The 24,466-nt window shown below is 34.3% G+C and carries 26 protein-coding genes and 1 tRNA gene; 18 read left to right on the forward strand and 9 right to left on the reverse strand.

Going from position 1 to position 24,466, the window contains the following annotated elements:
* Positions 1 to 24 precede the first annotated feature (24 nt).
* From G9Q29_RS05480 to G9Q29_RS05535, 12 genes are all read left to right on the forward strand, one after another.
* Positions 25 to 723, forward strand: a complete 699-nt coding sequence (locus G9Q29_RS05480) for a conjugal transfer protein TraI (RefSeq protein WP_166134125.1) — start codon at positions 25 to 27, stop codon at positions 721 to 723.
* A 4-nt stretch (positions 724 to 727) separates the two neighbouring features.
* Positions 728 to 1,357, forward strand: a complete 630-nt coding sequence (locus G9Q29_RS05485) for a hypothetical protein (protein ID WP_166134127.1) — start codon at positions 728 to 730, stop codon at positions 1,355 to 1,357.
* The gene (locus tag G9Q29_RS05490; RefSeq protein WP_166134129.1) at positions 1,354 to 1,989 is read left to right on the forward strand and encodes a TerB family tellurite resistance protein; all 636 of its coding nucleotides are present in this window, start codon (positions 1,354 to 1,356) and stop codon (positions 1,987 to 1,989) included. The genes G9Q29_RS05485 and G9Q29_RS05490 overlap by 4 nt, the downstream gene beginning before the upstream one ends.
* Positions 1,990 to 2,000: 11 nt before the next feature.
* Entirely contained in the window at positions 2,001 to 3,197 is a 1,197-nt protein-coding gene (traJ, locus tag G9Q29_RS05495) for a conjugative transposon protein TraJ (RefSeq protein WP_166134131.1), read from the forward strand.
* A 17-nt stretch (positions 3,198 to 3,214) separates the two neighbouring features.
* A complete protein-coding gene (traK, locus tag G9Q29_RS05500; protein ID WP_166134133.1) occupies positions 3,215 to 3,835 on the forward strand; it encodes a conjugative transposon protein TraK in 621 nt (206 codons plus the stop codon).
* Between the two features lie 14 nt (positions 3,836 to 3,849).
* Positions 3,850 to 4,341, forward strand: a complete 492-nt coding sequence (locus G9Q29_RS05505) for a hypothetical protein (protein ID WP_166134135.1) — start codon at positions 3,850 to 3,852, stop codon at positions 4,339 to 4,341.
* A gap of 4 nt (positions 4,342 to 4,345) precedes the next feature.
* Positions 4,346 to 5,656 carry a conjugative transposon protein TraM gene (traM, locus tag G9Q29_RS05510; RefSeq protein ID WP_166134137.1) on the forward strand — a complete coding sequence of 437 codons (1,311 nt, stop codon included), beginning with the start codon at positions 4,346 to 4,348 and terminating at the stop codon, positions 5,654 to 5,656.
* Positions 5,657 to 5,673: 17 nt separating this feature from the next.
* Positions 5,674 to 6,519, forward strand: a complete 846-nt coding sequence (gene traN, locus G9Q29_RS05515) for a conjugative transposon protein TraN (protein ID WP_166134139.1) — start codon at positions 5,674 to 5,676, stop codon at positions 6,517 to 6,519.
* A 26-nt stretch (positions 6,520 to 6,545) separates the two neighbouring features.
* Positions 6,546 to 7,343 (forward strand): hypothetical protein, encoded by a 798-nt coding sequence (locus tag G9Q29_RS05520; protein ID WP_166134141.1) that lies wholly within the window; start codon positions 6,546 to 6,548, stop codon positions 7,341 to 7,343.
* 5 nt (positions 7,344 to 7,348) lie between these two features.
* Positions 7,349 to 7,630, forward strand: a complete 282-nt coding sequence (locus G9Q29_RS05525; RefSeq protein ID WP_166134143.1) for a hypothetical protein — start codon at positions 7,349 to 7,351, stop codon at positions 7,628 to 7,630.
* A gap of 79 nt (positions 7,631 to 7,709) precedes the next feature.
* Complete coding sequence (locus tag G9Q29_RS05530) at positions 7,710 to 7,895, forward strand: hypothetical protein (protein WP_166134145.1); 186 nt, start codon at positions 7,710 to 7,712, stop codon at positions 7,893 to 7,895.
* 34 nt (positions 7,896 to 7,929) lie between these two features.
* Positions 7,930 to 9,477 (forward strand): recombinase family protein, encoded by a 1,548-nt coding sequence (locus G9Q29_RS05535; protein ID WP_166134147.1) that lies wholly within the window; start codon positions 7,930 to 7,932, stop codon positions 9,475 to 9,477.
* Here G9Q29_RS05535 and G9Q29_RS05540 read toward each other — a convergent pair.
* A tRNA-Arg gene (locus G9Q29_RS05540) sits at positions 9,443 to 9,516 on the reverse strand. The two genes, G9Q29_RS05535 and G9Q29_RS05540, sit on opposite strands and share 35 nt — an antisense overlap.
* A gap of 94 nt (positions 9,517 to 9,610) precedes the next feature.
* Here G9Q29_RS05540 and G9Q29_RS05545 point away from each other — a divergent pair.
* Positions 9,611 to 10,123 carry an adenine phosphoribosyltransferase gene (locus tag G9Q29_RS05545; protein WP_166134149.1) on the forward strand — a complete coding sequence of 171 codons (513 nt, stop codon included), beginning with the start codon at positions 9,611 to 9,613 and terminating at the stop codon, positions 10,121 to 10,123.
* Here the strand turns inward: G9Q29_RS05545 and G9Q29_RS05550 are convergent.
* The 4 genes from G9Q29_RS05550 to G9Q29_RS05565 all read right to left on the reverse strand — a co-directional run bounded on the left by G9Q29_RS05550 (position 10,120) and on the right by G9Q29_RS05565 (position 14,065).
* Positions 10,120 to 10,260, reverse strand: coding sequence for an SsrA-binding protein (locus tag G9Q29_RS05550; protein WP_166134151.1), 141 nt, complete (start codon positions 10,258 to 10,260; stop codon positions 10,120 to 10,122). The genes G9Q29_RS05545 and G9Q29_RS05550 overlap by 4 nt on opposite strands.
* Before the next feature lie 68 nt (positions 10,261 to 10,328).
* Positions 10,329 to 12,104: a M56 family metallopeptidase gene (locus G9Q29_RS05555; RefSeq protein WP_166134153.1), complete on the reverse strand. Its 1,776-nt coding sequence runs from the start codon at positions 12,102 to 12,104 to the stop codon at positions 10,329 to 10,331.
* Between the two features lie 36 nt (positions 12,105 to 12,140).
* Entirely contained in the window at positions 12,141 to 12,509 is a 369-nt protein-coding gene (locus tag G9Q29_RS05560) for a BlaI/MecI/CopY family transcriptional regulator (protein ID WP_166134155.1), read from the reverse strand.
* 329 nt (positions 12,510 to 12,838) lie between these two features.
* Positions 12,839 to 14,065 carry an MDR family MFS transporter gene (locus tag G9Q29_RS05565; protein WP_166134157.1) on the reverse strand — a complete coding sequence of 409 codons (1,227 nt, stop codon included), beginning with the start codon at positions 14,063 to 14,065 and terminating at the stop codon, positions 12,839 to 12,841.
* Between the two features lie 309 nt (positions 14,066 to 14,374).
* Between G9Q29_RS05565 and G9Q29_RS05570 the strand changes: the two genes are divergently transcribed.
* The 5 genes from G9Q29_RS05570 to G9Q29_RS05590 all read left to right on the forward strand — a co-directional run bounded on the left by G9Q29_RS05570 (position 14,375) and on the right by G9Q29_RS05590 (position 17,930).
* Complete coding sequence (locus G9Q29_RS05570) at positions 14,375 to 14,878, forward strand: DUF1684 domain-containing protein (RefSeq protein ID WP_166134159.1); 504 nt, start codon at positions 14,375 to 14,377, stop codon at positions 14,876 to 14,878.
* On the forward strand, positions 14,878 to 15,531 hold the full coding sequence (locus G9Q29_RS05575; protein ID WP_166134161.1) for a TatD family hydrolase: 654 nt from the start codon (positions 14,878 to 14,880) through the stop codon (positions 15,529 to 15,531). Before G9Q29_RS05570 ends, G9Q29_RS05575 begins: the two co-directional genes overlap by 1 nt.
* A gap of 40 nt (positions 15,532 to 15,571) precedes the next feature.
* Positions 15,572 to 16,285 carry a tRNA threonylcarbamoyladenosine dehydratase gene (locus G9Q29_RS05580; RefSeq protein WP_166134163.1) on the forward strand — a complete coding sequence of 238 codons (714 nt, stop codon included), beginning with the start codon at positions 15,572 to 15,574 and terminating at the stop codon, positions 16,283 to 16,285.
* Between the two features lie 71 nt (positions 16,286 to 16,356).
* Positions 16,357 to 17,031 carry an HAD family hydrolase gene (locus G9Q29_RS05585; RefSeq protein ID WP_166134165.1) on the forward strand — a complete coding sequence of 225 codons (675 nt, stop codon included), beginning with the start codon at positions 16,357 to 16,359 and terminating at the stop codon, positions 17,029 to 17,031.
* 53 nt (positions 17,032 to 17,084) lie between these two features.
* Entirely contained in the window at positions 17,085 to 17,930 is an 846-nt protein-coding gene (locus tag G9Q29_RS05590; protein ID WP_166134167.1) for a DUF2911 domain-containing protein, read from the forward strand.
* 166 nt (positions 17,931 to 18,096) lie between these two features.
* On the opposite strand, the gene G9Q29_RS05595 is transcribed toward G9Q29_RS05590, so the two are convergent.
* The 4 genes from G9Q29_RS05595 to G9Q29_RS05610 form a co-directional block, all read right to left on the reverse strand.
* Positions 18,097 to 18,507 carry a hypothetical protein gene (locus tag G9Q29_RS05595; RefSeq protein ID WP_166134169.1) on the reverse strand — a complete coding sequence of 137 codons (411 nt, stop codon included), beginning with the start codon at positions 18,505 to 18,507 and terminating at the stop codon, positions 18,097 to 18,099.
* 25 nt (positions 18,508 to 18,532) lie between these two features.
* A complete protein-coding gene (locus G9Q29_RS05600) occupies positions 18,533 to 21,823 on the reverse strand; it encodes a T9SS type B sorting domain-containing protein (RefSeq protein ID WP_225872891.1) in 3,291 nt (1,096 codons plus the stop codon).
* 425 nt (positions 21,824 to 22,248) lie between these two features.
* Positions 22,249 to 22,680 (reverse strand): hypothetical protein, encoded by a 432-nt coding sequence (locus tag G9Q29_RS05605; protein WP_166134171.1) that lies wholly within the window; start codon positions 22,678 to 22,680, stop codon positions 22,249 to 22,251.
* Between the two features lie 37 nt (positions 22,681 to 22,717).
* Positions 22,718 to 24,442 (reverse strand): sodium:solute symporter, encoded by a 1,725-nt coding sequence (locus tag G9Q29_RS05610; RefSeq protein ID WP_166134173.1) that lies wholly within the window; start codon positions 24,440 to 24,442, stop codon positions 22,718 to 22,720.
* Positions 24,443 to 24,466 lie beyond the last annotated feature (24 nt).

Below are 24,466 nucleotides of genomic sequence, written 5' to 3' on the forward strand. Positions count from 1 at the left end.
CTGCGATAAATATATTTTAAAGATATGAGAGCAAAAAACAAAATTATGGTTTTTCTGTTGTGCTTTATGCTTACAGCTACACCTGTAGAATCTGCTACACCAGCAGGAATACTTCCTATTGCATTAATAAAAGGTGCGATTAAAAAAGTAATCAAAGCAATGGATCTGAGAATACAAAAGCTTCAGAACAAAACCATTTGGCTACAAAATGCGCAAAAAAAATTAGAAAATACTTTGTCTAAAATAAAACTCAAAGAAATTTCTGATTGGACAGAAAAGCAAAAAGACTTGTATCAGAATTACTACGAGGAACTGACGAAGGTCAAGGGTGTTATTGCTAATTACCAACGAATAAAGGACATCACCCAAAAGCAAGTTCGTCTCGTTGATGCGTATGAAAGTGCTTGGCGCCTCTTTCAGAAAGACAAGCATTTTAATTCTGGGGAATTGGATTATATGCAAAAAGTCTATTCTGGCATACTAAACGAAAGCATGAAAAATATTGATCAGATTTTTTTAATTCTAAACTCTTTTACTACAACTATGAGTGATTCTGAAAGACTTAAAATCATCAATTCCGCAGCAGATATGATTGATGCGAACTATGATGATCTTATGCTTTTTAACAGGCAAAATGTACTTTTAAGTTTGCAAAGAGCCAAAACTAAAAGTGATATTGAAGCAATTAAGAAATTTTATGGAATAGTATTACTAAAACCGTGAAATCATGAAAAGAATAATTTTATTTCTGCTCTTGGCAGGATTTTCAAATGAAACCATTTCTGCACAGGCCAAACAAAGAAAGGTATTGTTACAACAAATTGCAGCGCTACAAGTGTATATTGGTTATGCTCAAAAAGGCTATTCAATTACAAAGAACGGACTCCATACTATAAGCGACTTTAAAAGAGGAGAAATTAATCTTCATACAGATTATTTCTCTTCACTAAAACATGTTAACTCAAAAATTAAAAATTATCAGAGAGTTTCAGAGATACTATCTCTTCAGACTAGCATCATCACAAGTTACAATTTCACTTATGAGCAAATCCAACAAGATGATCTGTTTTATGGAAATGAAAAGGAATACATCAAAAGGGTTTTTGACAGAGTAATTGATAATTGTAAAGTAATAGTTTATGAACTGAATACAGTTATAACAGACAACCAGTTTCAAATGAGTGATGAGGAGCGAGTGAATCGAATTGATTCCTTGTATCAAGATATGGTTGGGAATTATAGTTTTTGTGAACAGTTTGGAAACCAAATCAGATTATTGTCTTTGTCAAGAACTAAAGATCAAATGGATATAAAAATCAGCCACGCTCTGCAAGGCCTTAAAACTAAAATACCATGAAAAAGCTTGTAAGTATAATAATTATTTTTTTCGGTGTGGTATATCCTCAAAAGACACTTGCTCAATCACAAGAAATGCAACAGTTGGTTCTGAACATTGAAAAACTGGCTCAGTTCAAGCAAATTCTAAAGGATATGAAAAAAGGGTACGAGATTCTTAACGGTGGCTACAACACTGTAAAAAATCTATCTAAAGGGAATTTCGATTTACATAAAAGCTTTCTGGATGCACTGATGCAAGTAAGCCCAACAGTTCGCAACTATAAACGAGTTGGTGATATAATAAATTACCAAGTTCTTTTAGTGAAGGAGTACAAGTATGCCTTTAACCGATTTAAAAATAGTGGACATTTCACTAATGAGGAGGTAGACTATTTTCAAAGAGTGTATGATAATTTATTTAGGCAAAGCCTTAGAAATCTCGATGAGTTAACTACAATTATTACAGCTAGTAAGCTCAGGATGTCTGATGACGAGCGATTGGTGGCAATAGACAAGATTTATGCTGATATGCAAGAGAAGCTTTTGTTTTTGAGAAGCTTCAATAATAATACTTCAGTCCTTGCTATCCAACGTGCCAAAGAACAGAATGATGTAAACGCTATCCGTAAAACAATTCAGTCCAACAATTAAAAAATACTACTATGATAAAAATAAGAAAAGCTACATTTCTTGTAGTTATGGGGATTTTGTTGCCTTTTACGACTCAGGCTCAAGGTTTAGCAGACGATATGAACAGCTTGCATAGTGTTTTGGATCAGTTGTATGACGAGATGATGCCATTGTGCAGTAACTTGTTGGGTGTTGGGCAAGGAATTGCAGGATTTGGAGCTATCTGGTATATCGCCTCTAGAGTATGGAGGCACATAGCAAGTGCTGAGCCTGTAGATTTTTATCCACTTTTTCGTCCTTTCGTTATTGGGTTTTGCATTATGATTTTTCCGTCCGTTTTGGATATGATTAATGGGATTATGAAGCCTACAGTTACGGCAACAGCGGCTATGGTTGAAGGATCAAATAAGGCTATTGAAGTACTACTACAAAAAAAAGAAGAGGCAATAAAATCATCTGATATGTGGCAAATGTACGTTGGTGCTGATGGTGATGGGGATCAAGACAAATGGTACAAATATACTCATGATAACGCTGATCCCAATCAAGAGGGAATGCTTGAAGGAATTGGAAACGATATAAAATTTGCTATGGCAAAGGCATCTTTTAATTTTCGCAATTCAGTGAAGGAATGGATGAGCGAAGTATTGCGTGTACTTTTTGAAGCAGCTTCACTTTGTATTGATACGCTTCGCACTTTTCAGCTTGTAGTACTGTCAATATTAGGACCATTGGTTTTTGGAATTGCAGTATTTGACGGCTTTCAACACACACTCAGTGTTTGGCTAGCGCGTTACATCAATATTTATTTATGGCTGCCAGTAGCAAATATATTTGGGAGTATTATTGGTAAAATTCAGGAAAAGATGCTCGAACTTGATATTTCTCAAGTCAATGATTATGGTGCTACTTTTTTTAGCAGAACCGATATGGCTTACTTGGTTTTTATGATCATTGGTATCGTAGGCTATTTTACAGTTCCTTCTGTTGCTAACTATATTGTGCATGCTGGCGGTGGTGGAGCATTAAGTCAAAAAGTCACAAGTGTTTTCAGTAATTCTTCAAACACCGCAGTAAACACCGTTTCATCGGGCGCAGGTATGGCTGTAGATGCAATGGGAAACGCAGCAGGACGTATGTCGCAAGGAATGTCAGCATCAAGTACCTCGTCACCTTATTTTAAAGACACCGAGAGCTATATGGGTGATAAATTAAAAGGAAATTCTTAATCAATAATTGAAGTATTATGTTTAATAAAATAAAAAATATTGATACCGCCTTTCGTCACGTTCGCAGCTTTACAATGTTGGTCATAACTGGATGCATCATAATCTCTTGCTTTGCACTTTACAAAAGTTTTACGCTGGTCTCACAAATGCAGGAGAAGGTATATATACTGGCAAATGGAAAAGCTCTTGAGGCCTATGCTTCTGATAGAAAAGATAACATACCAGTTGAAGCACGCGATCATGTCATGACTTTTCATAAATTTTTCTTTACCCTCGATCCAGACGATAAAGTAATCAAAACAAATGTTACTAAGGCGCTGTATATGGCTGATGAAAGTGCCAAACGCATTTATGATGACCTAAAAGAAAATGGCTATTACGCTGGCATAATCTCAGGCAATGTTAGTCAAACAATACAAGTGGACAGTGTTACGGTGGATATTAATGAGTATCCCTATTTATTTAGATGTTATGCAACTCAAAATATTATCCGCACTACAAGTATTGCTTACCGCAGTCTGATAACCGAAGGTAGTCTTCGGAATGTGTCAAGAAGTGACAACAATCCACATGGTTTTTTGATTGAAAAATGGAATACTATTGAAAATCGTGATTTAAGTAGCGAAAACAGAAAATAATAAAAGTAACAATTATGAAATTTTCATTTAAAAAGAAGCATAAAATTAAGGCTAAAGACGAACCTAATTTAAAGGGTCATTTAATACAAAAAATTAATGAAGCCATTATTAGATTGCAATGCAAATGTGCGCATTGGTTAGAAGTTAAGACAGCACATTTATCACCCAAAAGCTGGATCGTATTACTAGTATGTTTTGTAGGAGTTACAGGTACTTGTTGCATTTATGTAATAAATGGTAGTTTTTCAAATACAGACAATGCGATGCATATCGTAAAAATGACTAAAACCAAAGCCACACAACCTAAAAAGGATCTCTTTAAAAGTGATATTCCTGTTAGTAAGACAGAATTTGAAAAAATTATTCATTTTCGAAAATACATGGATAGCTTGGGACGAAGTACAACAGGAAAAATACTTTATGATAGGATTGCGCGCAATCGTCCTGGACTTTTAGATAGTCTTTCAATGATAGAAAATTATTATTACTCACAATTTAAAAATTAAAATTATGGAACAAAAAACAAAATCTCCTAAAATGTTAAGACAGCGTAAAATGTTATTGGTGCTTCCGTTATTAGTTTTACCTTTTGTAACAGCTCTATTTTGGGCGCTAGGTGGAGGAAAATTCGATGCATCAAAGGAACAAAAAACAGAAAAAAAGGGTTTTAATTTGAAATTACCTGATGCTAACTTAAAAGAAGGACAAGCATTAGATAAAATGAACTATTATGATCAAGCAGCACTTGATTCTATAAAGCTTAAGGAACTCATTGAAAAAGATCCAAACTATTTGGGGCAAAATTTTATCGAGGACTCAATTCCTATTGCAAGCGATGTGCCTTCAGCTGGTTCCGATTTTAACAATAGTAGTAAAGGATTAAAAAGCACCATAAATCGGGATCTTAACGAAGAAAAAGTTCGTAAAAAACTAGAAGCACTACAAAAAGTAATTGCCAATCCTGTAGTTTCCACAAATGAAAATTTAGATAGTGATACGTATGAAAGTATAAATACCGGTCCTACAAGTTCAAGTGAGGTTGACAGACTGGAAGAAATGATGCAATCTGTGAATACTACAAGTGGAGATCAAGATCCAGAATTACAACAACTCAGTGGCATGCTTGAAAGTATTCTTGATATCCAACATCCAGATAGGGTACAAGAAAAAATTCGGAAAGCTTCGGAGACAAATCGAGGACAAGTATTTTCCATAAGTACTACATATGATGAAAATGTTATCTCTTCATTGGAAAAGCCTTATCCAAGACCTAGTGGTGTTGAACGTCAATCCAGCCTAAACGGATTTTATTCTTTAGATGAAAATGAAGTTTCAGATGCTGTGCAAAATGCCGTTGAGGCAGTTGTACACGAAACGCAAACCATTGTAAATGGATCAACCGTTAAGTTACGACTTTCAAATGCTATTTTCATCAATGGGGTAAAGATTCCAAAGAACCATTTTGTATTCGGAGTAGCTTCCTTAAAAGGTGAAAGGTTAGCTATTACTATTGATAATTTGCGCTATAATAATGCTTTATTTCCTGTTGATCTATCAGTATTTGATCTAGATGGACTTAGTGGTATTTATATTCCTGGCGCCATTAATAGAGATGTAGCTAAAGCATCTGCCGACCGTTCTATGCAAACTTTAGGCGTTGCATCGCTTGATGATTCTTGGGGTGCACAAGCAGCTGGAGCGGGAATTGAAGCGGCAAAAAATCTACTCAGCAAAAAAGTGAAACTTGTAAAAGTAGTTGTAAAATCGGGCTACAAAGTCCTTTTATATGATGAAAAGCAACAACAACAAAAATCTAATTAAAAATAAAAATGAAAAATATGAAAAATTTCAATGTATTGGTAATGGTATATTTTTTACTTATTACTATGAGCGCCATGGCGCAACAAACTCTTAAAAAGCATTTCTTTAAAATTGAGCCGGATTCTCTAACGATTGGGTTTTCAAAAACCAGCAATATCATTTTTCCTTTTGCGATTAAAAGTTTCGATAAAGGAAGTCAAGATGTATTGGTTCAAAAAGCTAAAGGAGTTGAAAACATCCTTCAAATCAAGGCAGCTCAGCAAGGGTTTCTAGAAACCAACCTTACTGTGGTTACTGCTGACGGAGTGCTGTATTCTTTTGTCCTAAATTATGATGAGAATGCGCCAATATTGAATCTTTCTGTCAATAAGAATAAATCCGAAGGTCAAGAACTATTTTTTTCACCAGATTCTGTAAACGAGAAAGAGGTTCAGGAATATTCCAAATTGTCTTTTTACGATAAAAAAAAATTGCGAGGTGCAAAAGAAAGTAAATATAAGATTGCTTTTGAACTGAATGGAATTTTTGTAAAAGATAATGTTATGTATTACAGGATAACCGTTACCAATAATTCTAAAATCAACTATGATATTGACCAACTTCGTCTTTTTATACATGACACTAAGAAAATAAAACGTACCGCTTCGCAAGAAATTGAAATTATTCCAATTTATATTCTGAATGATGTACCACAAATTAAATTTGAGTCCGAAAATGCATTTGTATATGCCCTTCCGAAATTTACAATTCCAGAGCAAAAACACCTTGTCTTACAGCTAATAGAAAAGAATGGTGGCAGAAATTTAGAATTACATATAAAGAACAAGAAACTTATGAAAGTTAAAGTTCTTACAACACTTTAAATTTATAATCATTTAAAATAAAGATCATGAACGAGAAAAATTTTGAATACTTAAGAGACCAGATTAAGTACACCGGTTTCGGTGAAGGATTGGAAAGCGAACTGAAAGCGAAAATGCAGAAAGAAGAACCTAGTTTCACTTTGAACCATAATGCGCAATATGGAAATAGTACTACTGTTGCTACATTGAATTTTAAAAAATCAGAGCAAAGCGATATGTATTTCTTTAATTCCTATAAAGTTGAATTGCAAAAAGAAGGAACAAAAGAAGCGCTAGAACAAACTTTCTATATTAATAAAGGAAGTAATATTACAATGAAAGAAGCTTTTAATTTGATGGAAGGAAGAGCTGTAAATAAAGATCTTACAAACAAAGAAGGGGAACTTTATAATGCTTGGGTGCAAATGGATTTTAAGCAACCAGAAACCAATGGAAACTTCAAATTAAACCAATACCATCAAAATTATGGTTACGATCTTGAAGCTACATTGTCCAAACATCCAATCAAAGAATTAGAAAATCCTAAATTCAAAGAGGATCTTATGGATTCTATGAAAAAAGGAAACTTACAATCTGCTACTTTTTTAAAAGAGGGAAACGAAGTCAAACAGTATATTGAAGCAAGTCCACAGTTCAAAACAATCAATATATATGATGGTAATATGCAACGAGTGGATAATCGGCAGTCTACAGACGAAAAGCAGTCAGAAGGAGAAAAAACTGCTGTAAAACAAGATAGTAAAAAGAATAGTCAAAGTGTGGACGATGATGGTCCTGAGGTGCCAAAGGAAAGTAAGAAGAGAAAAAAAAGTCAGTCTTTATAATTTTTATGGAAACATTAAAGCCTTTATCTGATTTCTTTATAGCAATAGAGAACGATTATCGTATCAGTATAACACATATTGGTATTTATGCTGCATTGCTTCAATTTAGAGTCAATAAAGGCTTTGTAAACCCAATTCACGCGTACCGATATGAAATTATGAAAATCGCCAAAATATCAGGTCCAGTTACTTATCATAAATGCATACGTGAGCTAAGTGAGTACGGTTATATTAATTATATAGCCAAGCGCAATAAAAAGCAACCAAGTACAATTTATTTTCCTTGATGAAAAATGAAATTAATATTAACTAAAGTAACTTAAGCCCGTTCCGCGGGCTTTTGCTATCAATAGAAGGAGGTGAAGGATGAAAAATGAGGAGATTGTTAGAATTACACCGCAAAAAGCTATGGAATTATTAATTAAAGATGGTTATGACCTAAATATAGAACAAGTCACAGAAGTTCTAGATTTTTTATACGAAATGGCTGAAATAGTGGTTGATACGTATTTAGATAAAGAAAATATTGTAAATTTACAAATAATTATTTAAGTAAAAACTTGTTAAAAATATTAACTGTAATAGTATGAAAATAGCAGATTTATATATCAGAGTAAGTACAGATGAACAAGCAGATAAAGGATATTCTCAACGTGATCAAGAAGAGCGATTACGTAAATACTGTGAGTTGAATTCCATACAAGTTCGGAAAGTTGTTATTGAAGATCATTCAGCCAAAACATTTAACCGACCGTCATGGAAAAAATTACTACTAGAACTTCGGGCAAAGAAAGGTCATTCCGATTTGGTACTGTTTACAAAATGGGATCGGTTTAGTCGTAATGCTGGTGATGCTTATCAAATGATCAGCACGTTACGTAAACTAGGGGTAGAACCTCAAGCAGTTGAGCAGCCGTTAGATCTTTCAATTCCTGAAAATAAAATGATGCTTGCATTCTACCTTGCAGCTCCTGAAGTTGAGAATGATCGTAGGGCTTTAAATGTATTTCATGGCATGCGAAGAGCAAAGAAAGAGGGTCGAGTTATGGGCATTGCGCCGATAGGGTATAGCAATAAAGTAGATGAAGCAGGTAAAAAATATATAGCGATTAGAGAAGATGAAGCTGGTATTATGCGGTGGGTATTTGAAGAACTTGCTAGAGGAATATTAAACACAGAGCAAATTTGGGGTTTAGCAAACGATAAAGGTCTTCAGTGTAGTAAAAATACTTTTTGGGGCTCAATACGTAATCCAGTGTATTGCGGCAAAGTATTTATTCCAAAGTATAAAGAGGAAGAAAGTCAATTAGTCCAAGGGCAACACGTACCCTTAATTTCCGAATCGGTGTTTTATGATGCCCAAGATGTATTAGATGGTCGTAAACAGCACAGAAGAACGACAAGTACTGTGCACCCCGAATTTCCCTTAAGAGGTTTTTTGATATGTCCAAATTGCGGAAAATTACTAACAGCTAGTAAATCTAAAGGGCGTTCTCAACACTATTATTACTATCACTGCAGGTTAGGTTGTACATTTCGTGAAACGTCATCAGTTGTGAATAATGTTGTTATTGATGAAATTAGAAAATATACCAAGCCATTGCCATTTTTAGAACTTTATAAAGAAGTAATAATTTCCGTATTCAACAATAAAACTAAAAATCAGCGTAGCGATATAAATCAGCTAAAAACAGAGATTGAGAATACTAATGAAAGATTAGCCAGAGCGAGGAATCTTTTAGTAAATGGAGATTTAGATGCTGATGATTATCGTAAAATAAAAATAGAGACAGAAGAAAAAATCAACAGGTTAGAAGCAAAATTGACAACTGGAAACAGCAAGATTTCTAACATTGAACCTTTGCTTAATAAGGCAGTAAGTCATATTTCTCAACTTTCAACACTGTACGAGGAGGGTTCAACAGTAGCAAAAAGAAAAATAATTGGTTCAATTTTTCCTGAAAAACTTACATATGAAGGATTTGAATGTCGAACCACAAGAATCAATGAAGGACTAAGACTTATGTTGTTGTTTAGCAGTAAGTTAGCGGGTAAAAAAAAAGGAACAAATCAGGCAATTTCTGATTTGTTCCAAGATGTGACCTCGACTGGATTCAAACCAGTAACCTCTTGAGCCGTAATCAAGTGCGCTATTCAGTTGCGCCACGAGGCCTTTTTGCAAAGCGACTATTTGTCTTGCTTGCGGGTGCAAATATAGGCATAAATGTGTAATTTGCAAGCGTAAAAATGTAAAAAAATAAAAAAAAATGAACTTAAAAAATTACATCCGTGATATTCAGGGTTTTCCTAAAAAAGAAATTGTGTTTAAAGATATCACTCCGCTGCTTTTAGATCCTCAAGCAACACAAAAATGCCTTGAAGAACTGGTTAATGCTGTAAAAGATTTGCAAATTACAACCGTAATTGGTGTTGAAAGTAGGGGTTTCTTTTTCGGAACGTTGCTGGCTCAACAATTAAATGTGGGTTTTGTTCCGGTGCGAAAGCCTAAAAAGTTGCCTTATGAAACAATTTCGGCTACGTATGCACTTGAATATGGCACCGATTCGTTAGAAATTCACATTGATGCTATCAAAAAAGGCGATCGCGTGCTTATTCATGATGATGTTTTGGCTACTGGTGGGACTGCAGCAGCCGTATGTGAATTAGTAGAACGTTTAGGTGGTGTGGTGGTGCAGTGCAATTTTTTAATGGAGTTGTCCTTTTTAAATGGTCGCGATAAAATTAAAAACTACGACACTTTTGCGGTGTTAACATATTAGCGCAACGCACGCGAAGTTACATAATAACGGTAGGCCAATAGAGCAAGTTGCCATTTTTTGGCTTTAGAGATGTCTGTTCCACGTTTGGTGAGACTTGGTAACACTATTTTATTGATTTGAGCTAAAACTTTGTACATCTGTTATTTTTTTGAGGCAAAGGTATAAAAAAAGACAGTCTTGGATTGAGACTGTCTTTGTATATCAATTAATTATTCTTCTTTTGTTTTGCTTCGAAGGTTTCCATTGCTTTTTCAAAGTCTTTCATTTTCTTTTCGAACTCTTCCATTTCCTCGTTAAAAGGTTTCATTTGTTTTTCAAATTCCTCCATTTTTTTTTCAAAAGCTTTAATTTGAGGTTCCATGGCTTCCATTTTTTTATCAAAGGCTTTCATTTTTTTATCAAAATCAGCCCATTCTTTTTCGTTTTTGTAGTTACGAACTCCTGATGGTGCTTTTGGTGCAGTTGGAAAAATAGGCGCTTTTGGGGTCTTGAAATTAAACTTTGGCGCTACTGGAGGCACTGGTGGCTGAGGGCGTTCAATTACGCTTCCATTTTCGCCGATGTAATTTTTGGTAATAATTCGGATTGAGTTTCTTTTTCCCTGTTCATCCTTAGTAACATTTACGCTGGTGATTGTGTTAGGTAATAAACTTTCCGCTTCTAGGGCACTCACACGTTTGCCATTGACATATACCTCAGTATCTTCCGGGATACCATTTTTTTCTGTTGTAATTTGCTTAATAACAGTTACTGTTTTCGGATTTGAAGTATTATTCAAATTAGAAGGGTCTACACGGTCTAGGTTTAAAGTATTGGAAGTAAAAGTTGTTGCTCCGTTTTGTGCCGAGAATTCTTTTTTTGTAAAAATTTCAATAACAGATTTATTATTGTCTTTTGATACATTGACATTTGCAATATCATCAGGATTGGTGCTGTCTAAATCTTTTTTAGTTACTTTTTTGCCATTAATGAAAATACTGACATTGTTATCATTTAACTCTGGAAGATTTTTTGAAATCACCTCGCTTGTTTTACCTTTTTTCACAGTGTCTGCAACAATCACTGCATTGTTACTTTGGGTTGGGGTACTTGAACTAGTTGTCGTACTAGTTTTTTCTTGTGCAACTACTTCAATTTGAAATAGTGCAAAAAAGGCGACTAAGGCAGGAACAACTGTGGCGTATTTCCAAGAATTCCATTTTTTTGATTGATTTTTGTTTAACATAACGATTCGTTTTTTGATTAATGATTGATAAAAAGGATTGGTAAGCGCAACACAATTTTGGTGTGTTGTAATTTTTAAAAGTGTGAATTGGTATTCTTTTTTGTTAGCTGTTTTTTGGATGGCATGATGATCTGCAATGAATTCTAAATTTTGCACCATCGCTTTTTTGTAAAGCCACATAAGCGGATTAAACCAAAAAACAATACAAAAAATGCGACTCAATAATACGTCAGCCGAGTGATATTGGGCGCTGTGAACTTTTTCGTGAGCAATTATATTATTGAGTTCATTAACGCTGTACAGTGATGAATTGTAGACTATTGTTTTAAAAAAGGAGAAAGGCGCTGTGTTTTCAGTTGTATTTACAAAAGTGAAACCGTTTATTGTTTCTGAGACTTGCATTTTTAGAATTCGCTGAAGTTTGTATATGTCTAGAATAAACGTTCCTAAAAAATATAAAACTCCTAAACCATAGCAAATACTGCTAATAAGCCACCAATTAATTGTGGGAGGAGCTTCGGTTTTGTAGTCGCGCACCGGAAGATTTGACCAATCAATAGGGTTTGGATTGGGGTCAACCCAAATAATTTCCGTGTAAGTAAGCAACGGAAATACCGCCGAAGTCACTAAACCTACTAATAAAAACCAACGATTTCCGGTAAAAAATGTCTCTTTGCGCAGCAAAACGTAATACACGGCAAAAAACAATGCTAGTAGGCAGCTGGCTTTAATAAAGTAGAGTTGAAGTGGTTCCATTTTTATTTTTGGTTTTAGGAAATAGTGGGTAAACGACTAGCTGTTTTGTTCTTGTTGCTCAATCATGTTTAAAATTTCACGCAATTCAGCTGCCGAAATTTTTTCTTCTTGTGCAAAATGGGAAACCATATTTTTATAGGAGCTATTAAAAAACGTGTCAATTGCGGTATGCATAAAACGCTTGCGGTATTCTTCGAGGCTCACCGTTGGGAAATACTGATGCGAATTTCCGTAGGCGTTGTGAGATACATATCCTTTTTCTTCAAGATTACGAACTATGGTTGATAATGTATTGTAATGCGGTTGGTCTTCGGTAATTTCATTCAAAATGTCTTTCACGAAAGCTTTTTGTAGCTTCCAGACAATGTGCATGATTTCTTCTTCTTTGTTAGTGAGCTTTTGCATGATATTTTTATTTGATTCAAACGTACAACTATATTTCTAGTTTACAAACTATGTTTATAGTTATTTAACTAAATTTTTAGTTTTTGGTTCTTTTTTTGTGTTTAAATGCTTGTAATTAAAGTGAATACTTTTTTTTAGAAGTGTTTTGAAATTGAAAACGTTTTTATAAATGTAATTAGGTTTCTGTAAACGGGTTTGCGTGAGGGATAGGAGCAAACCGCCGCAGCGGTGCAGATAGCCCGACGCCATAACAGCAAAGGGGCTACTCTAAATAATTATGAGTAGCCCCTTTGCTGTTATGGGGGCACGCCCCAATTTTTAAAATGATTTTATTTTACAGTTGTTTTTTCTTTCTGAACCATTTTTTGCACCCAAACGCAACCTGCAACGGCCAAGATTCCTAAAGTACCCATAAAAAACCAATTGGCTTGATAACCATAAGAGGCAATAATTTCGAGTCCCGTTTTAGAACTCGCAATGTGCGCCAAACTAAAACTCATGGTAAAAAGTGCCATGTATCGTCCTTCATGACCTTTCGGAGCGCGACTCAAGGCAAAAGAGTTGGAAAATGGAAAAATAAACATTTCGCCAAACGTGATAAATAGAATACTTACAACTAGAATTCCTGCCCAAAAATGAATCAATAACACATAAAAACTTAGCGCCATAAGTAAGGAACCCCACAAAATAATTTTGAGTTTGTCAATGTTTTTACGCTGACTGTAGCTTACAATAGGCATTTCGAGAAAGAAAATGAGCAAGCCGTTTAAAGATAGTAACAAACCACTTTGAAACTCGGTCAGGCCAAATTTTTCGTTGTGGTACAACGGTAAAGTGGTGAAAAGTTGAAAAAATAGTACTGCAGTGACAAAACACACAAACAGAAATATCCAAAAAATTTGATCTTTAAAAACCGAAGTTGGCAAATCAGTTTCGGCCTGTTCAGTTTCCAAATCTGCTGGTTTTTTGCGCTCTTTCACGAGCAACCAAAAAATCAAAATCGAGATAATACAAGAGCTACCATCAACCCAAAAAAGTCCGCTGTAGCCCAAATTCATAATGATTAATCCGCCCAGCGCTGGTCCTGCGGTGAAACCTAAATTTACGGCCAATCGCACCAAAGTGAGCGCTCTGGTTCGGTTTTCGGGCTTTGCGTAGGTGGCGAGCGATACAAACATGGCAGGTCTAAACATATCCGCAACCGTCATAATGCAAAACATACTTAAACACAGTCCCCAAAAAGTACGCACGTATTGTACCGCAAATAGTAGTAATCCACTGGTAAATAAGCTGAAAACCATGATTTTGTAAAAACCAATTTTGTCTGATAATTTTCCGCCTAACCAAGAACCTAACATCGAACCAAAGCCGAAAGCGACCATAATCCAGCCCACTTGCTCGTACGAAAATTGTAAATCCTCTTTTAAATATTTTGATAAAAACGGCAAAACCATCGTGCCGGCCCTGTTGATGAAGGTGATTAGCGTCAAAATCCAAACTTCTCTGGTAAATCCTCTAAAATTATTGATGTAGCGTGTAAAAGCAGTTTGCAGCATAGCCTAGAATTGTGAGTTGCAAATTTACGATGTTTTTCAGGAGCTTTTTCCAGCTATTCGCTACAATCTTTTATTTTTTTAAAGAAAAAAAATAAAAGGATTTCCGCTGCTATCTGGGCTAGGGTTTCGGTCTTCGGTAGTCATTTCTACTAGTTACTTTTCGTTGTGGTATTCTAACTTTTACACTATTTTTGCATCAAAATCAAACCATTGAAAACACTTTTCACTTTTCTGTTTTTTTGGACGTCTACTTTTGCATTCGCTCAAAAGTCATATCAGGCGACAGCTGTAGCTCAGTTTCAAAAAAAAATGAATACCGAATTTGCTGATGCAACCACGAGTCCGCTTACAACAGAGGATCGAGCTAAGTTCAAATCGCTTGATTTTTTTCCGGCCAATGCCTCTTTTTTTGTAATTGCGACTTTGCTAAAAACAGAAAATGCAGTTCCTTTTGCCATGAAAACCACCACAAGCAGACAACCTTTATATATTAAGTATGGCGAATTGCATTTTGAATTGGAAGGCAAAAAATTAAAGCTAAACGTATACCGCAATTTGGAACTTGCTAAACAAGCAAAATACAAAGACTATTTGTTTTTACCTTTTTCTGATCGTACATCGGGTCGTGAAACTTACATTGGCGGTCGTTATGTTGATTTAAAGATTCCAAAAGGGAAAAAAATAGCGATTGATTTTAATACCGCTTACAATCCGTATTGCGCCTACAATTCAAAATATTCTTGCCCAATAGTGCCTTTAGAAAATGATTTGGACGTTGCTATCAAAGCTGGCGTTAAAAAATTTCACGATTAATGGAGTTTTTTAATGCACATACACACCTTTGGAGCAAGCAAGCGCATATTGTAGAGTTGGTTAATCAATATCCGCAGGAAATGAATGACGCCATACCGCAGTACTCAATTGGCATTCATCCTTGGTACATTAATGAAACGCGTCTTGCTGCAGATTTTGATATCATACAAAGGAGCATGAGCCAACCCAATTGTTGGGCAGTAGGTGAGTGCGGACTTGATAAACGCATCGAAATTCCATTACCCTTGCAACAGCAAGTTTTTGAAACGCAATTGTTGCTTGCTCAAGAGTACAACAAGCCCGTAATTATTCATTGTGTAGCTGCTTTTCAGGAGGTTGTTGTCATCAAAAAGAAGCTGCAAATTAGCGTGCCTTTGATCATACATGGTTTTTCAAAAAATAAAGCGGTAGCATGGCAACTGCTTGACAATGGCTTTTACATCTCATTTGGGAAATATTTACTGCGCAACCCTGGATTGGAAGAGGTTTTTGCAAGTATCCCCAACGATCGTTTTTTCCTAGAAACGGACACCGTCGAAGAAGGAATTGAGGCCGTTTACGAACTCGCTGCACGTTATAAAAACACAACAGTTGCAGCCATACAAACACAAATACAAACGAATTTTAATACCGTTTTTGGACCTAAAACATAATTTTTAATTTCAAAAACTTTTCAACTTAAAACAGAATAGAATGGCAGAATGGACAGAGAGAGCAGAACTTTTATTTAAAAAAGAAGGTCTGACTAATTTACAAAATGCAAACGTACTCGTGGTAGGATTGGGCGGTGTAGGCTCATTTGCTGCTGAATTTTTAGCTAGGGCAGGTGTGGGTAAAATGACAATTGTTGATGGTGATGTGGTAGATATTACCAATATCAACAGGCAATTGCCAGCTTTACACTCTACAGTAGGACAACCAAAAATTACAGTTGTAGGAGACCGTTTGCAGGACATCAACCCCGAATTACAACTAACGCGAGTGCAAGAATTTTTGTCGCCAGAGCGTGCTTTTGAAATTGTTACGCCTGATTTTGATTATGTTTTAGATTGCATTGATAGTGTAACTCCAAAACTAAACTTGATTATCGCTGCCAAACGCAAAAGAGTTAAAATTATTAGCAGCATGGGCGCAGGCGGAAAAATGGAAGCATCGAAAGTAAAGGTTACTGATATTAGTAATACTGTGAATTGTTTTTTTGCCAAAACCATTCGCAGACGCTTAAAAGAAGCCAAAATAGACAAATTAAAAGTTGTTTTCTCTTCTGAAATTCAAGACGAATCTAGTTTAAGAATGACTGACGGTTCTAATTTTAAAAAGTCATTTTACGGAACCAACAGTTATATGCCAGGTTTGTTTGGGTTGTATGCTGCTGAAACGGTGATTCGTTATTTGATTAAAAAATAGCATTGACTTTTTTATTTCTTTATTCAGTTTTAATTAATTCATAACTCATAATTCATAACTCATAATTTAAAATGATTCAAACAGTAATTTTTGATATGGATGGCGTAATCGTTGATACAGAGCCGGTACACCGCTATGCTTATTTCAAACAATTTGAGGAGTTGAATATTGCTGTAACCGAAGAAATGTATACCTCATTTACAGGATTTTCAACGCGTAATACATTTCAAAAATTAAAAGAACTTTTTGTAATTGACCAAGAAGTTGAAGATTTGATTCAGCGCAAGCGTACCATTTTTAATGATGCTTTTGATACCAAAAGTGATTTAGAATTGTTGCCCGGAGTAGAAAAATTAATAAAAGATTTGTTTGCTAATGGAATGCAATTGATTTTGGCTTCGTCAGCTTCAAAAGTAACGATCGAACGTGTATTTAGTCGGTTTAAACTGCATGATTATTTTACTCATGTAGTTAGTGGCGAGGATTTCCCAAAATCAAAACCACATCCAGCTATTTTTGAGCATGCTGCTAGTTTATCAATTGCTCCAAAAGAAAATTGTATTGTTATTGAAGATAGTACCAATGGCGTGAAAGCTGCAAAGGCGGCCGGATTACTTTGTATTGGGTACAACAGTTTGCATTCTGAAGCACAAGACTTGGCTTTGGCCGATGTCATTGTCCAAGATTTTAAAGAGTTGAGTTTTCAAACCGTTCAGCAAATAGATTTGAAATTAAGAAATTTTTAACATTTGACGGGTCTTGAATTTGTAAATTTGGGCAACAAAAAAATTAAAAAACAATGAAAAAAATAATCCTTGCGCTAGCTTTAATTGTTAGCGGTTTAAGTGCTGAGGCACAATTAAAAACACCACAATCAAGTCCAAAAGCAACTTTATCACAATCAGTAGGTTTAACTGATGTAGAGATTGTGTATTCTAGACCAAGCGCTAGAGGTCGCGTCGTTTTTGGAAACTTAATTCCGTTTGGAAAAGTTTGGAGAACGGGAGCAAATGAAAATACAACTGTTTCTTTTGGTGACGATGTAGTTATCGATGGTCAAACGTTAAAAAAAGGGACTTACTCTTTGTTTACTGTTCCAAAAATCGAAAGCTGGGAAGTGATTTTTTACAAAACAACAGACAACTGGGGAAATCCAGCAGAGTGGAAAGAAGAAAATGTTGCTTTGAGAACTACAGTAAAACCAGAGACTTTAAACAAAAAAGTAGAGACTTTTACAATTGGTTTGAGCAATATCGACAACAATTTTGCATTTCTTGAAATGTACTGGGAAAACTCATATGCAGCAGTAAAATTTGAAGTACCAACGCAACAAAAAGCAACAGCTAACATCAATAAAGTTTTGGCTGGTCCAGCTGCGGGAGATTATTTCTCTGCTTCTCAGTTTTTGTTTCAATCTAATGGCGATGCGAACAAAGCGTTAGAATATGTGAACAAAGCATTAGACATGACGAAAGAAAAACCATTTTGGTATAACAGACTAAAATCGTTAATTCAAGCGAAATTAGGTGATAAAAAAGGTGCTATTGAAACTGCAAAAGTATCATTAGCAGCGGCAGAAGTAGCCAAAAACCAAGATTACGTAAAAATGAATAAAGATAGTATTGCAGAGTGGAGTAAAAGCTAAACCAATGCAATAAGAATTTTAAAATCCCGTCCGGTAACCGCGACGGGATTTTTTTGTAGCTAGTTGCTGTAAATTAGAGACTGGAATAATTACTTTGATTGGATTTGTGAAATCGTCAAAATTTTAAATCAATTTTGATTTATCTAATTTTGGTAATATGTTATTATTATTCTCTCCAATAAAACTTTTTGCTACCATTTATATCTTCAAACATCGATGATTCTATCCAATCATATTTCCCTTCTTTATCTTGATATAGGATCAATTTGTCAGTTTTGATATTTTCTATATATGATTTGACTTCTACAGTACAGGAACTAAAATCCTCAATTTGGTCACAATTTATATGTGAATGAATACTGGTTTCTCCTTTTGGGTCTTCAATTCCAATTGTAATTTCAGAATTATATGTTGCAATCCAAATTGAAAATATTCCGGATTCACTTTTCAAATAACAATCAAATGAATCATCATCTTGATATTTAATAGTCCTCGTAAACTCGGGAAAATTTAATTGGAGAAATCCAATTATCAATTTTGAGAAATCTTTTTGACTCATTAATTGTCGACGTTCCATTTTTCAAGTTTGTAAAAACATTGTTTTATCTTTTTAGGGAAAAATGACCCTTAAAATTTCTTCCGTTTCCTATTTCAACCGTAAACCAATAATCTGATGAAAATACTTGTTCTCCATTTAAAGTACCATCCCATCCAAAATCCTTAAAGGTTAATTTCTTCACAAATTTCCCGTAGCGATCATATATATATGTAATTGATTCTGGAAACTTTTCTATCCCTTGGATATGCCAATAATCATTATACCCATCATCATTAGGAGTAAAAAATTTGGGGTAATCTATTAAAATAATCTCCTTTTTATCAAAACCACAACCTTTTTTATCTCTTACTTGAACCTCATAGATTCCTCCTGAAAGGTTGTTAAAGGTATTGTTCTTTTGATAGTTAATTCCGTCAATAGAATATTCAAAATCACCATCGCCAGAGGTTTTAATTTCAATAAGATTATTTTGCGAAATATCTTGAATTTTAACCTCGACAATCTTGGGTAAAGTTGATCGAACCAAAGTAAATGAAAATGAGTTTTCGCAACTCAATCCATTACTTATTTTCGCAACTCTTAGTGTGTACTTTCCAGCCCGTTCTAAATTCACTTCAAACGAATTAGAAACAATAGTATTATCCTCATATCTCCATTCCCAACTATCGAAAGACGGATTAGTTGCGATTTTTAAAGAAATTTCTAAATCGCATAAATTGTATTCTTTATTTAAATTAATTTCAGGTAACTCATTTACAATTAATTGAAAACTTGTTTCAGAGAAACATAGAGGATTAGATCGATTTTCTACCCTTACAATTATTCTTTGGTTCCAAGCAATTGTATTTTGATAATTTAAAGGCAAAGGACTTGGAAGTATATTTCCATTTTCGTCTTTGTATGAGATTATATAAGCAGATTTGTTAGTAATTATTTGATTTTCAATATCTGATGTATCGAAAAAAGAAAACCCGTCACCTTGATTACAAGCATATATCGTTTTTGGTTGATTAATTATTGGTTTAATAGATGTTACTAAGCGTAATAATGTTTCTGTATAACAATTTGTTCGAGGGTTAGTAACTCTAACAGTAATTGTCTCTCTATTTGGGATCGAGTTTGTATAAGGATTTGGTAAAGGGTTTGGAAGTTGATTTCCATTACTATCGTAGTAATTTAGCAGCATTCCTATTTGATTTCCCAAAACATCAGATGCCACATTTGATGTATCAAAATATTCTGAGATTCCATCATTGTTATCATCACAACCAATAATCTCTTGTAAAGGATTTGCTTTTGGCAAAATGCTAACAATTAAATTGAAAGTTGATTCAGTAAAACAGTTACTATCAGTATTTATAACTTTAACTGTTATCATTTCTTGATTTATAACTAGATTAGAAATTGCATTTAATGAAGCTATAATTTTCTGTCCATTTTGATGATAAAATTCTACTTTTTTATTCGCTGCACTGCCAATAATCAAAGTTTCTATAGGCTTTAAGTTAAATTGTCCAAACCCATCGGTATCATTATCACATACAACCAAGTCAGATATTGCGGCTATATTAGGTATTGGATTTACGATTAAATCAAAAGTAGTTTCTGAATAGCAGCAAAGATTGTTTCTTTGACTAACCCGCACTGTTATTGATTCTCTATCTTTAACAGTGTTGGTAAAAGGATTTGGTAATGATTTGTATTTATTTCCTTTTCCATCTATAAAAGTTATCTCTTTATCCGTTTGTCCGCCTAAAACCTGTTCGGTAACCATAGAAAGATCAAAAGATTTTGAAATACCTGAACCTGCTACGCTTTCGCATGCTGATACATTAGTGATTCCGTAGGCTTTTGGTGGTTCTTTAACATCTATTATTTCGGTTAAAACTTCCACTGTACCATCTTTTCCAGTTACGGTGGCTGTTACTGTGAATTTTCCATCAATTGAAAAATCGTGAAAAGGAGATAGATCTGTAGATAAATTATTTACTCCAGAGGCAATATCTCCAAAATTCCATACAATTGAAGCTACTTTTGATGCATCATCAACACTAAATTCTTTTAAAAATTCAGAGCAGATATTAGAAAAATTCATTTCGAAGTTATTAGATACGTTTTTTACATTTCCAGTTACATTTATATAGAAATTGGCATCTAAAATTCCATCATCATCAGTAGAAAAGTATTGATTATATCCAATATTAGGTGAGCGGTTACATCCTCTAAACCAAGAAACATCTGTGTCTTGTACAGATCCAGCAACAAAAGCAACGGTTGATCCACCTCCTAAATCGGGATTGCTACCTTTTTCTACTTCTACTAATATTCTTTCAACACCAGCTGGAACTTTTACCGCTGTATTAAAATCTATTTGTTTTATTTGAGACTCTCTACTTAAAGTTGGAGGAAGGTTGATTACTTGACTACTACCAATAAGATCTGTTTCTGAAAAAGAAACTGGGAAATTAGCATCGATTTTGTAAATATTAAATTTTACCGTAGCTCCCCAATCAGCACCATTAACCGCGACCTGACCTGAAGTTATTGTATATTCCTCTTTGGGAGATATCCCAAAATCTTTCAAGTAAAAATCTCTAGCCCAATAAAAAGTTTGTCCATAACAACCATACATATCTGTTTTTACTAAATCATCACAAACGTTATGAGATAATCGAGTTACTGAGTCCAAACTATTAGGGTTGAGAGTTTCACCCGTTACTGTTATGTAAAAATTAGCATTAGGTACAGGGATATTCAAATCTGTTGTTGGTTCTAAAAGTTGGTTTTCATTGCAACCTTTATACCATGATTCTCCACGATCATCTATCGTTCCAGCCACAAAAACTTCAGGTGTTAAATAATTTATATAATTACTTATTTTGCCTACAACCACTAATATTTTTTCAACGCCAGCCGGAACAATAATAGGCTGATAAAAATCTACTTGCACAATTTCTGGATTACCATTAATAGCTTTGGTAGCCACGGTACCACTGGATCCAAGTAAAGGCTTTTCTAAGTACGAATTATAAATATCAGGGAACCGTTCATCAACAACATAAACCGAAAAATATAGTTCTGAACCAATATCTGATTGTGCAATTCCAATTTGTCCAGACTTTATAACAAATTGTTCATTTGGTGTTATGCCAAAATCAGATAGTTTAAAGACTTTACCCCAAGTTTCTTCTTCCTTGCAGGAGAACATATCGGTCTTAATTAGTGTTGTTCCAACATTATTGTTTAAAGTTATTTGGGAATTTATATGTTGGAAACATAATAGCAAAAGAAGTATAGCTATAATGTTAAATTTACTTTTTTTAGTTAGAGTCATTTTAATTGATGTTGCTTTTCAACTTTTTACCAACGATTGTTTGCATTAACACCTCCGTTTTTTATTAATTTACCGTAAATATAGCTGATTTAAACTACAAAAAAATAGCTTTATATAAAAGATATTGACCAACAAAGAGAAAAATGAACAGGAAAAATGTCTTTAAAAAAACATTTTTTAGGTCTGAAAAAACAAGTCATGTGCTTTACTGTGCTTGTTGAATTCTATTTATGTATGGATTAAAAATCTTAAAAGTTGATAGTTTTAAAAATCCCTAATAGTTATCCGGATGGTAGTTTTTTATCTAGTTGTTGTCTAATAAAGACTGGAGTTCATTAATTGGATTTTTGAAATCGTCCTATGTTCAGATCAAGTTTTACAAGTATAAAATACTATATTACGTAAAGCCTAATAGATAATCATTTTTATTTTTCACTTAATTTTTTCATTAAAAGTGGAAATTCCTCATCGGCTATTTTGTTATCCATTTTGCCATCATTGTTGTTGTCTCCATATTCTAATCCAGTGTTAATGAAATCTTCTATTCCATTCAATTCTTTGCGGTCTAGTTTGTTAATCATTTTAATAAAATTGTTTTCTCCAATTTTGTAAATAATCTGAGTTATTAAAAAACCTTTATCGTAACATCCTGCTCCATCGCCACACTGAAAATGATTAAGCCTTCTTAAAGAATCGTAGTCGCCTTTTAATGGTGATTTAATGATATCAGCAAGCTTTTTATTATCTGCAAAACTTTGATTTTCGAGTAAAGTTTTTCCAATTGCTATACCTTCAATGTTTTCCTTTTTACAAGAAATAAGAACTAAGAGAATTGGTATAAATATTAGTATGTGCATTAAGTAGACTTTTTGAAACTGTTCACTAAACTTAATATTAAGCCTCTACTGCCTTTTCGTTTCTGAAAATCGTGTACTGTAGTAATTGAGAGAGTACAATTGTTCCCATTGCGCCAATAAAGTTTAACCACAAATAACCAAGCTTTTCTTCGCCACTTGGATAGATGTAAATAGCATAGTAGTAAATTACAAAAATCGCCAACTGACATACTACTGCACTATAAAATATAGCTTTTGATTGTACTTTTTTGCTGTAAAAACCAACAAGGAAGATTCCTAGTACCGTTCCGTAAAAAATAGAACCGATGATGTTGACCAACTGAATTAAGTTCTCAAACAAAGTTCCTACGCAGGCAAATAAAATAGCAATTACACCCCATAACAATGTAAAAAATTTGGTGGCGTACAAATAGTGTTTCTCTGATTTTTCCTCTTTTACATTTCGTTTGTAAATGTCAATTGCTGTTGTTGAGGCCAGCGCATTCAATCCCGATGCTGTTGATGACATGGCCGCTGAGATAATAACTGCTAACAGTAAGCCTATCAAACCTTTTGGTAAATAATTGAGGATAAAATGAAAAAACACATAATCCTTATCGTTGGTTTCGCTGTTGCTATCGGCTTTTGAAATAATTTCTTTGGCGCGGTCGCGTAAGTCTTTTTCTTTTGAGGATAGAGCTACTAATTCTTTTCTTAAAATCGGATTGTCATAATCTTGATTTAACTGATCGATGTACAATAAGTTGATTACCTTTTTATCTTCTGAAAGTTCGTTTAATTTCTTTTCAAGAGCGTTATATTCGCCTTTGTAAGTTGATTTTTCAATCAGGGCTTTGTTATTTGGGTTAAAGTTCAAAGGAACGGGATTGAATTGAAAAAATACAAATACCATCACACCCGTTAGTAGAATGAAAAACTGCATTGGTACTTTTAAGAGTCCGTTCATGATGAGTCCCATTTGACTTTCACGCACTGATTTTCCTGATAAGTAGCGACCAACTTGCGATTGATCGGTACCAAAATAGGCTAGGGCCAAGAAAAATCCGCCTGTAATTCCGCTCCAAAAAGTGTATTTTTCCTCTGGATCGAAAGAGAAATTAACGATATTCATTTTATCATTTGCCCCAGCGATATGCAACGCACTTGTAAAAGTCATATCATTGGGTAAGTAATACAATATCAAGAAAAAAGTAATAAACATTCCCGACATGATTACAAACATTTGTTGTTTTTGAGTCACGTTTACCGCTTTTGTTCCTCCTGAAAAAGTATAAATAATCACCAAAACACCAATCACAATATTCATGTAGGTGAGATTCCACCCTAAAATAGCCGATAAAATAATTGCTGGTGCGTAAATCGTTAGTCCTGTACCTAAACCTCTTTGAAACAAAAATAAAATAGCTGCCAGCGAACGGGTTTTTAAATCAAAACGTTTTTCTAAATATTCATAAGCGGTATATACTTTGTATTTGTGGTACAAAGGAATAAAGGTAACGCAGATAAGTACCATAGCTATTGGCAAACCAAAGTAAAACTGCACAAAGCCCATTCCGTCATGATACGCTTGTCCGGGAGTTGACAGAAAAGTGATCGCACTCGCTTGTGTAGCCATTACCGAAAGTCCCACTACATGCCAAGGAGTTTCGTTATTTCCTAAAATAAAATCCTCAACATTTTTACTGCCTTTGGTTTTCCAAGCGCCGTAAATAACAATAAAAAGTAAGGTAACAATAAGGATAACCCAGTCAAATAATTGCATAGTTTAGGCGTATAATTTCATAAT

Source organism: Flavobacterium turcicum, from assembly GCF_011365745.1.
Taxonomy (GTDB): Bacteria; Bacteroidota; Bacteroidia; order Flavobacteriales; family Flavobacteriaceae; genus Flavobacterium; species Flavobacterium turcicum.

What these genes read in the sequence shown, in the direction of transcription:
- G9Q29_RS05585 (WP_166134165.1), top strand. Translation starts at nt 16,357, where the DNA reads ATGATTCAAACAGTAATTTTTGATATGGATGGCGTAATCGTTGATACA.
- G9Q29_RS05505 (WP_166134135.1), top strand. Translation starts at nt 3,850, where the DNA reads ATGAAATTTTCATTTAAAAAGAAGCATAAAATTAAGGCTAAAGACGAA.
- G9Q29_RS05570 (WP_166134159.1), top strand. Translation starts at nt 14,375, where the DNA reads ATGAATACCGAATTTGCTGATGCAACCACGAGTCCGCTTACAACAGAG.
- G9Q29_RS05525 (WP_166134143.1), top strand. Translation starts at nt 7,349, where the DNA reads ATGGAAACATTAAAGCCTTTATCTGATTTCTTTATAGCAATAGAGAAC.
- G9Q29_RS05605 (WP_166134171.1), bottom strand. Translation starts at nt 22,680, where the DNA reads ATGCACATACTAATATTTATACCAATTCTCTTAGTTCTTATTTCTTGT.
- traJ (WP_166134131.1), top strand. Translation starts at nt 2,001, where the DNA reads ATGATAAAAATAAGAAAAGCTACATTTCTTGTAGTTATGGGGATTTTG.
- G9Q29_RS05610 (WP_166134173.1), bottom strand. Translation starts at nt 24,442, where the DNA reads ATGCAATTATTTGACTGGGTTATCCTTATTGTTACCTTACTTTTTATT.
- G9Q29_RS05555 (WP_166134153.1), bottom strand. Translation starts at nt 12,104, where the DNA reads ATGGAACCACTTCAACTCTACTTTATTAAAGCCAGCTGCCTACTAGCA.
- traK (WP_166134133.1), top strand. Translation starts at nt 3,215, where the DNA reads ATGTTTAATAAAATAAAAAATATTGATACCGCCTTTCGTCACGTTCGC.
- G9Q29_RS05480 (WP_166134125.1), top strand. Translation starts at nt 25, where the DNA reads ATGAGAGCAAAAAACAAAATTATGGTTTTTCTGTTGTGCTTTATGCTT.
- G9Q29_RS05575 (WP_166134161.1), top strand. Translation starts at nt 14,878, where the DNA reads ATGGAGTTTTTTAATGCACATACACACCTTTGGAGCAAGCAAGCGCAT.
- traM (WP_166134137.1), top strand. Translation starts at nt 4,346, where the DNA reads ATGGAACAAAAAACAAAATCTCCTAAAATGTTAAGACAGCGTAAAATG.
- G9Q29_RS05560 (WP_166134155.1), bottom strand. Translation starts at nt 12,509, where the DNA reads ATGCAAAAGCTCACTAACAAAGAAGAAGAAATCATGCACATTGTCTGG.
- G9Q29_RS05490 (WP_166134129.1), top strand. Translation starts at nt 1,354, where the DNA reads ATGAAAAAGCTTGTAAGTATAATAATTATTTTTTTCGGTGTGGTATAT.
- G9Q29_RS05600 (WP_225872891.1), bottom strand. Translation starts at nt 21,823, where the DNA reads ATGACTCTAACTAAAAAAAGTAAATTTAACATTATAGCTATACTTCTT.
- G9Q29_RS05535 (WP_166134147.1), top strand. Translation starts at nt 7,930, where the DNA reads ATGAAAATAGCAGATTTATATATCAGAGTAAGTACAGATGAACAAGCA.
- G9Q29_RS05595 (WP_166134169.1), bottom strand. Translation starts at nt 18,507, where the DNA reads ATGGAACGTCGACAATTAATGAGTCAAAAAGATTTCTCAAAATTGATA.
- G9Q29_RS05590 (WP_166134167.1), top strand. Translation starts at nt 17,085, where the DNA reads ATGAAAAAAATAATCCTTGCGCTAGCTTTAATTGTTAGCGGTTTAAGT.
- G9Q29_RS05530 (WP_166134145.1), top strand. Translation starts at nt 7,710, where the DNA reads ATGAAAAATGAGGAGATTGTTAGAATTACACCGCAAAAAGCTATGGAA.
- G9Q29_RS05580 (WP_166134163.1), top strand. Translation starts at nt 15,572, where the DNA reads ATGGCAGAATGGACAGAGAGAGCAGAACTTTTATTTAAAAAAGAAGGT.
- G9Q29_RS05550 (WP_166134151.1), bottom strand. Translation starts at nt 10,260, where the DNA reads ATGTACAAAGTTTTAGCTCAAATCAATAAAATAGTGTTACCAAGTCTC.
- G9Q29_RS05520 (WP_166134141.1), top strand. Translation starts at nt 6,546, where the DNA reads ATGAACGAGAAAAATTTTGAATACTTAAGAGACCAGATTAAGTACACC.
- G9Q29_RS05485 (WP_166134127.1), top strand. Translation starts at nt 728, where the DNA reads ATGAAAAGAATAATTTTATTTCTGCTCTTGGCAGGATTTTCAAATGAA.
- G9Q29_RS05545 (WP_166134149.1), top strand. Translation starts at nt 9,611, where the DNA reads ATGAACTTAAAAAATTACATCCGTGATATTCAGGGTTTTCCTAAAAAA.
- G9Q29_RS05565 (WP_166134157.1), bottom strand. Translation starts at nt 14,065, where the DNA reads ATGCTGCAAACTGCTTTTACACGCTACATCAATAATTTTAGAGGATTT.
- traN (WP_166134139.1), top strand. Translation starts at nt 5,674, where the DNA reads ATGAAAAATTTCAATGTATTGGTAATGGTATATTTTTTACTTATTACT.